The 10,371-nt window shown below is 65.4% G+C and carries 14 protein-coding genes; all 14 read right to left on the bottom strand.

Features of this window, described 5'->3' with window-relative positions; genetic code table 11:
* Nucleotides 1-141: 141 nt before the first annotated feature.
* The 14 genes from P9230_RS07710 to flgF all read right to left on the bottom strand — a co-directional run bounded on the left by P9230_RS07710 (nt 142) and on the right by flgF (nt 10,368).
* The gene (locus P9230_RS07710; RefSeq protein WP_067326063.1) at nt 142-1,026 is read right to left on the bottom strand and encodes a flagellin; all 885 of its coding nucleotides are present in this window, start codon (nt 1,024-1,026) and stop codon (nt 142-144) included.
* 228 nt (nt 1,027-1,254) lie between these two features.
* Nucleotides 1,255-1,986 (bottom strand): flagellar type III secretion system pore protein FliP, encoded by a 732-nt coding sequence (gene fliP, locus P9230_RS07705; protein WP_127241320.1) that lies wholly within the window; start codon nt 1,984-1,986, stop codon nt 1,255-1,257.
* Nucleotides 1,983-2,477: a flagellar basal body-associated FliL family protein gene (locus tag P9230_RS07700; RefSeq protein WP_095823390.1), complete on the bottom strand. Its 495-nt coding sequence runs from the start codon at nt 2,475-2,477 to the stop codon at nt 1,983-1,985. Before P9230_RS07700 ends, fliP begins: the two co-directional genes overlap by 4 nt.
* 17 nt (nt 2,478-2,494) lie before the next feature.
* Complete coding sequence (gene flgH / locus P9230_RS07695) at nt 2,495-3,199, bottom strand: flagellar basal body L-ring protein FlgH (protein WP_067002405.1); 705 nt, start codon at nt 3,197-3,199, stop codon at nt 2,495-2,497.
* Nucleotides 3,196-3,729, bottom strand: a complete 534-nt coding sequence (locus P9230_RS07690) for a MotE family protein (RefSeq protein ID WP_245322266.1) — start codon at nt 3,727-3,729, stop codon at nt 3,196-3,198. The genes flgH and P9230_RS07690 overlap by 4 nt, the downstream gene beginning before the upstream one ends.
* A gap of 62 nt (nt 3,730-3,791) precedes the next feature.
* Complete coding sequence (locus P9230_RS07685; RefSeq protein ID WP_067002401.1) at nt 3,792-5,033, bottom strand: flagellar basal body P-ring protein FlgI; 1,242 nt, start codon at nt 5,031-5,033, stop codon at nt 3,792-3,794.
* The gene (gene flgA / locus P9230_RS07680; protein ID WP_278118183.1) at nt 5,030-5,572 is read right to left on the bottom strand and encodes a flagellar basal body P-ring formation chaperone FlgA; all 543 of its coding nucleotides are present in this window, start codon (nt 5,570-5,572) and stop codon (nt 5,030-5,032) included. Before flgA ends, P9230_RS07685 begins: the two co-directional genes overlap by 4 nt.
* Nucleotides 5,573-5,578: 6 nt before the next feature.
* Nucleotides 5,579-6,367, bottom strand: a complete 789-nt coding sequence (gene flgG / locus P9230_RS07675) for a flagellar basal-body rod protein FlgG (protein ID WP_067002397.1) — start codon at nt 6,365-6,367, stop codon at nt 5,579-5,581.
* 9 nt (nt 6,368-6,376) lie between these two features.
* A complete protein-coding gene (locus P9230_RS07670) occupies nt 6,377-6,706 on the bottom strand; it encodes a flagellar hook-basal body complex protein FliE (protein ID WP_095800438.1) in 330 nt (109 codons plus the stop codon).
* Nucleotides 6,706-7,122 (bottom strand): flagellar basal body rod protein FlgC, encoded by a 417-nt coding sequence (flgC, locus tag P9230_RS07665; protein ID WP_067326083.1) that lies wholly within the window; start codon nt 7,120-7,122, stop codon nt 6,706-6,708. The genes P9230_RS07670 and flgC overlap by 1 nt, the downstream gene beginning before the upstream one ends.
* Before the next feature lie 2 nt (nt 7,123-7,124).
* Nucleotides 7,125-7,505, bottom strand: a complete 381-nt coding sequence (gene flgB / locus P9230_RS07660; RefSeq protein WP_095823386.1) for a flagellar basal body rod protein FlgB — start codon at nt 7,503-7,505, stop codon at nt 7,125-7,127.
* Nucleotides 7,506-7,594: 89 nt separating this feature from the next.
* On the bottom strand, nt 7,595-8,254 hold the full coding sequence (locus tag P9230_RS07655; RefSeq protein ID WP_095830734.1) for a hypothetical protein: 660 nt from the start codon (nt 8,252-8,254) through the stop codon (nt 7,595-7,597).
* Nucleotides 8,235-9,641 (bottom strand): flagellar protein export ATPase FliI, encoded by a 1,407-nt coding sequence (gene fliI, locus P9230_RS07650; RefSeq protein ID WP_067326089.1) that lies wholly within the window; start codon nt 9,639-9,641, stop codon nt 8,235-8,237. The genes P9230_RS07655 and fliI overlap by 20 nt, the downstream gene beginning before the upstream one ends.
* Nucleotides 9,642-9,645: 4 nt before the next feature.
* Nucleotides 9,646-10,368: a flagellar basal-body rod protein FlgF gene (gene flgF / locus P9230_RS07645; protein WP_067002386.1), complete on the bottom strand. Its 723-nt coding sequence runs from the start codon at nt 10,366-10,368 to the stop codon at nt 9,646-9,648.
* Nucleotides 10,369-10,371 lie beyond the last annotated feature (3 nt).

Here is a 10,371-nt window from a genome sequence, read left to right as displayed (position 1 = left end):
CCTCCCCCCGCTCCGTCGGGGCTGTTTTTTTCTTCGCCGGGGGGCCGGGGGGGTGTGGGGATCCCGCAATTCCAGAAGCCGGTCGCGGGGGGGGGGGGGGGGCCCCCCCCCCCACAAAGATGCCTGAAGTTCGCCGGGCGATCAGCCGCGGAAGAGCGACAGGATCTGCTGCGAATTGCCGTTGGCGATCGACAGCGCCTGGATGCCGAGCTGCTGCTGCACCTGGAGGGCCTGCAGGCGGGTCGATTCCTTGTTCATGTCGGCGTCGACCAGAGCGCCGACGCCCTTGTCGATCGAGTCCGACAGGTTCGACAGGAAGCTCTGCTGGGTATCGATGCGCGACTTTGCGGCGCCGAGCGAGGCGGCGCCGGTGGACAGCTTGCCGAGCGCCGTTTCAACGCTGCCGAGCGCGGTGTCGATGGCGGTGTCGGCGACGGCGGCGGAGCTCGGGTCGAAGAAGGTCGTCGCAAGCAGACCGCCAACGATGCCGCCGGTGCCCGCCGTGTCGAGGACCTGCGTGTCGGCAGAGGCCACCTTGATGGTGTCGATGGTGACGGTCGAGCCGGTGCGGTTGTACGAAGCAACGATGTTCAGATCGGAAGCAGCCGTGCCGTCGTTCTGCAGCAGGTTCGAGCCGGCGAAGTTGGCGTTGGTGACCGACGACTTGATCTGATCCTGGATGGCCTTGATTTCGGTCGCGATCTTCTGCTGGTCTTCCTGGCTGGCGCCGCGGGCGGTAACCAGCTTGGTCTTGATCAGGTCGACCTGATCCTTGACGTCGTTGATGGCGGTGTAGGCGGTATCGACCTTGCCTGCGCCGAGGCCGAGCGAGTCCTGAACGGCCGAGAGCGCCTTGTTGTCGGACTTCATCGAGGTGGCGATTGACCAGTAAGCGGCGTTGTCGCTGGCGGTGGCGACACGGTAGCCGGTGGAAATGCGGGACTGGGTGGTCTCGAGCTGCTTGTTGGTGTTGTTCAAGCTCTGCAGCGCGGTCAGCGCAGCGGAATTGGTCATGATACTGGACATGATACTCGTACCTTGGTTTTTACACGGATTTTTTTGACATACCGGCTTGTCCGGTATGACGGTGCGGCATCATGCCCATGATCGCTGAGACCCGATCACCCGCCATCTGGAGCGGACTATGCGGGCAACTTCCTACCAAACGGCTAAACTGGACGGTTAATCCAAAATAATTCGCGCGGGCCTTAGCAGGCGAAGCCTTAAGTGTCGTCCTGGAGCCCGGCGGGGCGATCAGGTAAAGGATCGCACCAGGCTGCCGACCAGAAGGTTCCAGCCGTCGATCAGCACGAAAAACAGGATCTTGAACGGCAGGGAAACCACCGTCGGCGGCAGCATCATCATGCCCATCGCCATGGTCACGGTGGCGACGATGAGATCGATCACCAGGAACGGCAGCACGATCAGAAAACCGATCTCGAAGCCGCGCCTGATTTCCGAGATCATGAAGGCGGGCACCAGAATGCGCAGGTCCACGGTGTCACGCGAGACGGTCTGGCCGCGCTCGCGGGCGAGATCGGCAAAAAGATCGAAATCCTTGTCGCGCACATTGTGCAGCATGAAGCTGCGGAACGGATCCGAGATCTTCTCGAAGGCCTCGGCCTGGGTGATCTGGTTGTCCATCAGCGGCTTGACGCCGGTGTTCCAGGCTTGGTCGAAGGTCGGCGCCATGACATAGAAGGTCATGAACAGCGACAGCGAGATCAGGATCAGGTTGGCCGGCGTCGACTGTAGGCCGATGCCGGCGCGCAGGATCGAGAAGGCGATGACGAAGCGGGTGAAGCTCGTCACCATGATCAGCAGGCCCGGCGCCACCGAAAGCACGGTGAGCAGCCCGAACATCTGGATGAGATAGCCGACCGTGGTGCCGTCGGCCTTGCCTATGCCGCCGAGATCGAGCTGCTGGGCCGCGGCGACAGAGGTGGTGGCGACGATGAGCGCCGTGGCGATGAGGAACTTTCTCATTCGAGCAGCATCGTCCTGATGAGAACCTGTTTGACGTGGCCGCCGCTGCGCAGCGCCGCACGCTCGTCGAGATCGGCCTTGAGATGCTGGTAGCCGCTGGCGCCTTCGATCTGATGCATCTTCAGCGTGCGCACGAACGCCAGCAGGTCCTGATGGATCTGCTCGGTCATTTCCTGCGGCTGCGGCGCGTCGTAGAGCACCGATGCCTCCAGCCTTATCCAGATTTCGCTAGGTGCGGCGAGATTGGTGGTGATCGGCGCCAGTTGGACCACCGTCGGTCCGGCGATCTGTTTGCCCACTTCGGCCGACTTCTCCGGGTTGCCGGCGTTCTCAGGTGCGGCAGGAACAGGCGCCGGGGCTTCTCCCTGCTTGAGATAGCCGCCCGAGAACCAGCCCATGCCGACGGCCGCGCCCGTCATGGCCAAGAGCATGGCGAGCTGGACCACAAGGGAAGGTCCCTTCTTGGACTGAGCCTGCTCGACGTTTGCCACGACAGCGATCTCCCCGCCTAGAAAGGAAGAACCTGGTCGAGGATCTGCTGACCGTAGGCCGGCTGCTGGACCTCGCTCACGCGGCCGCGTCCGCCATAGGAGATACGTGCCTCGGCGATGCGCTCGTAGGGGATGGTGTTTTCGGCGCCGATATCGGAGGGACGCACCATGCCAGCGATGGTGAGGACCCGAAGTTCGTAATTGACGCGCACTTCCTGCGAGCCCCTGATCATCAGATTGCCGTTGGGCAGCACTTCGGTGACGACGGCGGCGACATTGAGCTCGAGATTCTCCGAGCGATTGATCTCGCCGTCGGCGTTGGTCTCGGTGCTGGAGCTCAAGCCGGCATCGCCCTTGCCGCTGGTGCTCTTGCCGTCCCAACCGAGCGTCACGTCGTAGCCGAGCTTGCGCGCGGCGGTGCGGCTGCGGTCGTTCTTATTCTTGAAATTGGCCTTGTCGTTGAGCTTGATGTTGACGGTCAGGATATCGCCCTCGCGTAGCGCCCGCGGATCGGTGAAAAGCCTGCTCTGGCGATCATCCCAAAGCGAGAATTTCTTGACGGGTCTCGCCGGCGGCTCCGGATAGGAGTAGGGGGCAGCGCCGCCATTGCCGATGCCGGAGCCGACCGGTGAGAGCGCAGGCTCCCGGCCGACTTCCTTGAGGTCGGTGCCGCAGCCGGACAGTGCCGCGACCGCGACAAGGACGAGCAATTTCAACTTCATGACGGATCAACCCTTCGCGCCGCGCTGGCCATGATGCCGGTGAGCGTCGCCGCCGCCTTCTGGTCCATTTCGTTGAGGATGACGCCGGCCTTGCGCGCATCGAGCTTCATCAGGATGGCCGCAGCGAGCTCGGCGTTGACCATTGCCAGGCGCTCGGCCGCGGCGTCTGGCTTCATGCCGGCATAGATCTTGACGACGCTCTCTTCGGCGCGCGCCAGGAATACCTCGCGTCGCTTCAGCCACTGCTCGTACTCGGCGCGTTTTGTCTCCAGCGCTTTCATGCGCTCGTCGATGCCTGCCTGGAGCTGCTTCAGCTCCTCGGCCTGCAACGCGTAGCGGCGGTCGCGAGCCGCATCGGCGATGTTGGAGCAGAAGCGCTGGATCTCGCTCTCGTCCGGCGCCTTCCCGCGCGCGAGCTCAGCCGGCTGGGCCGGGGCCTGTCCGCCGGGCAGCACCTGGCGGACTTCTTCCGCGCGACCCGGAGTGCCGCCCATAAGCGCAGCGATCGCGACAGCGGCTATCAGCTTCATGGTCGTATGAAGTCTCGGGCGACGATGCGGGTTTGAGGAGAAGAGCTCCATCATCGGCATGCCTATTGGAGAACCAGGTCGGCCTGCAGGGCGCCGGCCGACTTGATGCCTTGCAGGATGGCGATGATGCCATCGGGCTTCACGCCGAGACGGTTGAGACCGGAAACGAGCGTTTCAAGGTCGGGGCCGTCGAGCACGGCGACGCGGGCGTCGGGTCGCGAGGCCTCGATGGCGGTGAAGGGCTCGACCGCCGTCTCGCCCTTGGAGAAGGGCTCCGGCTGAACCACTTTCGGCGCCTCGGTGATGCGCACGGTGAGAGTGCCGTGGCTGATGGCGACGCGCGAGATCTTGACGTTGTTGCCGATGACGATGGTGCCGGTGCGCTCGTCGATGACGACGCGGGCAGGCGCATCCGACTCGACGACCAGGTTTTCGATCTCGGCATAGAAGCGCGCGGCCGATACGTTCTTCGGCCGTCTGATCTGCACGGTGCGGGCATCGCGCTCGGCCGCAACCCGCATGCCGAAGCGCTGCGAGGTGTAGTCGTTGATGGCGTCCGCGATGCGGATGGCGGTTGAGAAATCGGGATTGCGCAATTGCAGCGTCAGCACGCCCTGGTCGTCGAACTCGGCGGGCACCGAGCGCTCGACGATGGCGCCGTTCGGCACGCGGCCGGCGGTGGGCACGCCTTGCGTCAGTTGCTCGGCCTGGCCCTGCGCGGTGAAACCGCCCACGATCACCGAGCCTTGGCCGACGGCGTAGATCTCGCCGTCCGCGGCCTTGAGCGGCGTCATCACCAGGGTGCCGCCGGCAAGCGAGGTGGCATCTCCCATCGAGGAGACGTCGATGTCGATGCGCGCGCCCGACTGGACGAAGGGCGGCATGTTGGCGGTGACGATGACGGCGGCGACATTCTTGGCGCGCGCGCTGCCACCTTCGGTGGCGATGCCGAGGTTCTCCAGCATGGCGCGGATCGACTGTTCGGTGAACGGCGAGTTGCGCAGGCTGTCGCCGGTTCCCGCCAGGCCGATGACCAGGCCGTAGCCGACGAGCTGGTTGTCGCGCGCGCTCTGCAGCTGGGCAATGTCCTTGATGCGCGCGGCGACCTGGCCGGGCGGCAGCGTGCTCGGTCCCGTCGAGACGCGGAACATGCGGGTGGTGGTGGCCGGATCGTATTCCGGGTCGTCGTAGACGCCGCCATTTTTTTGCGCAAGTTCGCGCTTGGCCTTGGACGTGAGCCCATCGGCCAATGCGGGCTGAAGGCCGATCGCGGCGCTCAGCAGAAGGGCAAAGACGCGCCTCACGATGCGCCGACCCGAATCGTGCCGTCGGCCATTACTGTGCCGGAAATGATCTTGCCGCTGTCGACATTGCGAATTTTGATGAGGTCGCCGGCGGCGCCCGGCTGCAGCGTGACGCCGGCGGCCGAGATGGTCAGCGCTCCGGCGGTGAAATAGACCTGCACCGAGGCACCCTGCTCGACCAGCCAGGCATCGCGGATCGCGGCCGCCGGAATGTAGCGGCCGGGCACGAGGGTGCGCTTGGCGACCTTGCCCCGAAGTTCCTCGGAGCGCGTCGCCATTCCGTCCGGCTTGTGCTTGCCCGGGACAAGCGTCACCTGCTTCAGCGCCGCAAGCTCGATCGTCTCGCCGGGATAGATGACCCGGTTGGGGATCAGCACGGCTTCGCAGACCGCTTGATTGGCGGCGAGCTGGTTGGCCGACTCCCCGGATCGCAAGGGAGATGGGCCCGTCTCTTGCGCAAGCGCCGGCACGCCGACGACCACCAGCGCAAGGGCCAGCACGGCGCGACGAAAAGCAGGGCAGGAAGCCGGCATGGCCATCGTCGGTTACCTGATGTTCTTTGAGACCACCGAGGCCATGTCGTCGGCGGCCTGGATGACCTTCGAGTTCATTTCATAGGCGCGCTGCGCCGAGATCAGCTCGGTGATTTCCTTGACCGGATCGACGTTGGAGGACTCCAGATAGCCCTGCTCGATGGTGGCGAAGCCCGGATCGCCTGGAACGCCGACATTGGCCGGGCCAGAGGCCGCCGTCTCCTGGAACAGATTGTCGCCGAGCGGCGCCAGGCCCGCCTCATTGGCGAAGTTGGCGATCTGAAGCTGGCCGAGAAGCTGAAGGTCGGTCTGGCCGTCGATACGGGCAAAGACCTGGCCGGTCTTGTTGACGATGACCTCGACCGCGTCGGTCGGCACGGTGATCGCCGGAATGACGGTGGCGCCGTCGGCGGTGACCAGCTGCCCGGTGGCATTGGTGTTGAAGGCACCGGCGCGGGAGTAGAGCGTGCTGCCGTCGGCGCCCTCGATCTGGAACCAGCCGCGGCCGGTCAGCGCCAGGTCGAAGCTGTTGCCCGTGCTGGTCAGCTCGCCCTGTGTATGGACGTTGCGCACGGCCGTCGTCTTGACGCCGAGGCCGATCGAAACGCCCTCGGGCACAAGCGAGGTGTTGGAGCGGTTGGGCACCCCTTGGGTGCGATCGACCTGGTAGAGCAGGTCGGAGAATTCGGCGCGCGCCCGCTTGTAGCCGGTGGTGTTGATGTTGGCGATGTTGTTGGCGATGACTTCCAGATTGGTTTGCTGGGCGTTCATGCCGGTCGCGGCGATGGCAAGGGCTTTCATGACGCGGTCCTAGATACTCATGCGGCTGATTTCGAGATAGGCCGAGACGACCTTGTCGCGGATGGCGATCGTCGTCTGCAGGGCCTGCTGGGCGCTCAGCACCGCATCGGCCACTTGGCGGGTGTCGGCGTCGCCTTTGAGCGCCTGGATCGACATCTGCTCGGCGTTCTGCAGCGTGTTGACGGTCTTGGTCGCAGCCTGGCTGAGAGCCTCCGCAAAGCTGCTACCGACGCCTTCGCCTGCTTTGGTGCCGACGCCGCCCTGAAGCAGGCCCGGCGAGGCGGCCTCCGTGCCGTCGATTGCCGGTTTGAACTGTAGTGCCCCGATACCGCCGATCATTACTGGTTCCTCATCAGGTCGATGGTCATGGAAATCAGATCGCGAGCCTGCTTGATGACCTGCAGGTTGGCCTCATAGGAGCGGTTGGCCTCGCTCATGTCGGCCATTTCGACCAGCACGTTGACGTTGGGCATCTTCACGTACCCTTTTGCGTCGGCGGCCTCGTTGCCGGGCTGGAACTCGATCGGGAAGTCCGACGGATCGCGCGCGATCGAGCTCACCTCGACCAGCGAACCACCGCTCGTCCGGTCGAGCTCGGACTGGAAGCTGATCGTCTTGCGGCGATAGGGATCGGCGCCAGGCGTGTTGCCCGTCGATTGCGCATTGGCGAGGTTCTCCGACACCACGCGCAGACGCTCCGACTGGGCGCCAAGGCCGGATGCCGCGACTTTAAGGGCTGCGGTCAGGGCGTCCATGGTCAGCTCTTCACCACCATCGTCATCATCGAGTGGAAGGCTTTGACGATCGCCGTGTTGAGCTCGAAGGAGCGGCGAACTTCGCCGGCCTTCATCAACTCGTCCTCGAGCACCACCGTGTTCTTCGACGGCATTATCGAGCCCGTGACATCCTCCGGCTTGAGATTGAAGCCGGCATTGGTCCCCTCGGGGCCCAAATGGCCGGTCTGGGTGGCCGCCAGCGTCACCGCAGTCCGGTCGAGGACCTTTTCGAACGGTTCGACGTCGTTTGCCGTGTAGCCCGGCGTGTTGGCATTGGCGATGTTGGATGCGATCGCCGACTGGCGCACGGCTAGCCATTGCGACTGCCGGGTGGCGAGGTCAAAGAGGTTGACGGGTTCCATGGGACTCTCCGGGCGAGTACGCACAAGACTAGGCCGCCAGTCTTGCGCGGACCTTGCGCGGAGCGAGCCCGCGGCCCGTTACGAGGCCATTACCTGGAAAGCTGGATCACCTTGTTGGCATCGGTGACGATCACCCACTTGCCACCGCGCTGCTCGATCGCGGCGACGCGGCTGGAGTCCGGCAGGACGGAGCCGCGCTGGACGATCCACAGGCCGGTGTCGTCCTCGATCATTGCGCGGCCATTGGCGACATGCACCATCCTGAATTCCGCCGCGGCCGCAGGGAACGGCTGGTCGCCAGGCGCCGGCGGGGGTTCGTCCTGCACCGTTCCAGTGGCAAGGAGGTCGATATCGGCGTTGGGAACGTCCTTGGCCGTCAGCGGTCCGCTGCGTTCGGCCGCGACGCCGCCGCCCTCGCGTCCGGAATTGCTGCCGCTGCCGCCGAACTTGATGGTCTGGACGCCGAACTGCTCCTGGTTGAAAAAGATATACCAGGGAAACAGCGCGCAGATCAGGCCGAGCGTGATGCCGAGCGCTGCGACGACGAAATCGCTGCGCCGGTCCGCTTTCCTGTTGGCCAGGCGCGGGAACTGGGCCGGCGGCGGCTGCGGCCACTCCACCTTTTTCGGGAACAGGCCGTTGATGAGCGAGTCGCGGCTGGCGTCGGCCTCCTCGGCGGCCTTGGCCTCGGCAATCATCTCACGCAGCATGCGCTCGGTCTGTTGCAGGTCAGTCTCCTTGATCGCCATTCTGCTTCCCCTTGAGATGGCGGGCGAGATCGGTGAACGGATCGGCCGATGCGCGGTCCCTCGGCGACTGCGTGAGCGCCTCGTAGATCAGCGGCACCTGGCGCACGGCGATGTCGAGCTCGGCGTCGGCGCCCCCCTGATAGGCGCCGAGCAGACGGATGTCGCGCGTGTCCTCGAAGCGCGCGATCATCGCTTTCAGCCTTGTCACCAGCATGCGCTGCTCGGCGCTCCAGGCCTTGTCGGCGAGACGTGAGATCGACGACAGCGGATTGACCGGCGGGTAGCGTCCCTGCTCGGCGATCGCGCGGTCGAGCACGACGTGGCCATCGAGGATGCCGCGCACCGAATCGGCCACCGGATCGTTGTGGTCGTCGCCGTCCACCAGCACCGAGATGATGGCGGTGATCGAGCCTTTGCCCTCGGCGCCTGGTCCGGCGCGCTCGAGCAGCTTCGGCAGATCGGTGAAGACCGATGCCGGGTAGCCGCGCGCGACCGGCGGCTCGCCGGTGCCCGTCGCCACCTCGCGCAGCGCATGGGCAAAGCGGGTGATCGAATCCAGCACCAGGAGCACGCGATGGCCCTGGTCGCGGAAATGCTCGGCCACGCGCATGGCTGTGTCGGGCGCGCGCCGGCGCATCATGGCGCTCTCGTCGCTGGTGGCGACGACCGCGACGGTCTTGGCCATGCTGTCGGCGCCGATGGTGTCCTCGAGGAATTCGCGTACCTCGCGGCCGCGCTCGCCGATCAGCGCCACGACCACCGTGTCGAAGGCCTCGGCACCTGCGAGCATGGCAAGCAGCGTCGACTTGCCGACGCCGGAGCCGGCGAAAATGCCGAGCCGCTGGCCGAAGCAGAGCGGCGTGAAGATGTCGATCACCCGCACTCCGGTCAGGAAGCCGGTGCCGACCCGCTGCCGCGACATGGCGCCGGGCGTCAATGTGTCGGCGCTGCCGGCGGCATTCGGCCTGACCAGCGGCGGGCCGCCGTCGATGACGCGAGTCAAAGCATCGATGGCGCGCCCGCGCCAGGAAACATCCGGCGCGACCGCGAGTGGGCCGCGCCGGAAAACGGTGTCGCCGATGCCGGCATCGGCGTGGCGCTCGAACGGCGCGACCACCACCTCGTCGCGGCCTATCCTGACGATCTCGCCGCGGCGCGTGCCGGTCTTGCCGCGCTGCTCGACGATGTCGCCGAGCCTGGCAATGTCCGAAAGGCCGCGCACCTTGTAGTGAGTGGGCGAGATCTCGACGACGCGGCCGCCGCGGCTGAGCAGCGTTTCCGGGTTGTCGAACCGCCGCCAGATGCGTTCGAGCGCGGCCAGCCGATCCGTGGGACCGGCGTCTGCAAGCTTCTCAGGCGCGCGGAGCAGGGACGAGCCGTTCGCCATCCCGTTACTTGTCGCCGAGCGTCTTGATCGCATCGTCGGTGGACGAAGCACTCTGCCGGATCAGCGCAGCCGTATTCTCGAAGGCGCGCTGCACCTGGATCAGCCGGGTCATCTCCAGCACCGGATTGACGTTGGATTCCTCGAGAAACCCTTGAGCTACGCCGACATCGGAGCGGTCGGTGACCGGTTCCGGGGTCCGCGCGGGAACGATGCCCGAATTGCCGTAGCGGACGAAATTGGCGCCGGGGTCGAAATCGTAGAGGCCGATGGCGCCGACGAGCTGGTCGTTTTGGCGTAGCGAGCCATCGGCGCCGGCCTTGGGCGGACCGTTGCGCGGATCGAGCTGGATCGGCGCGCCGCCGCTGTCCAGCACCGGATAGCCTTCGATCGACATCAGCTCGCCGTTCTCGTTCATGGAGAAACGGCCGTCGCGGGTCATCACCGTGCCGGCCGGCGTCTCGATGGCGAACCAGGCGTCGCCTTGGATGGCGAAATCGAAAGGATTGCCGGTTTCGGTCAGCGAGCCGTGCGCGCTGGAAAGATAGGTCTTGCCGGAGGATGCGAAGGATACCGACTTCGGCCCGGTGCCGGAGACCACGTCCTCGAATTTCACGCCGGTGGCGCGAAAGCCGATGGTCGAAGCGTTGGCGACATTGTCGGCGATGGTGTCGAGACGGCGTTCGAGCGCAATCTGCGAAGATAGGGCGACGTAGAGACTGTCCTGCATGGT

The sequence above is a fragment of the Mesorhizobium sp. WSM4887 genome (genome assembly GCF_029625865.1).
Classification (GTDB): Bacteria; Pseudomonadota; Alphaproteobacteria; order Rhizobiales; family Rhizobiaceae; genus Mesorhizobium.
Note: the sequence above shows the minus strand (reverse complement) of the source record. Positions and strands in the feature narration are given on the sequence as shown.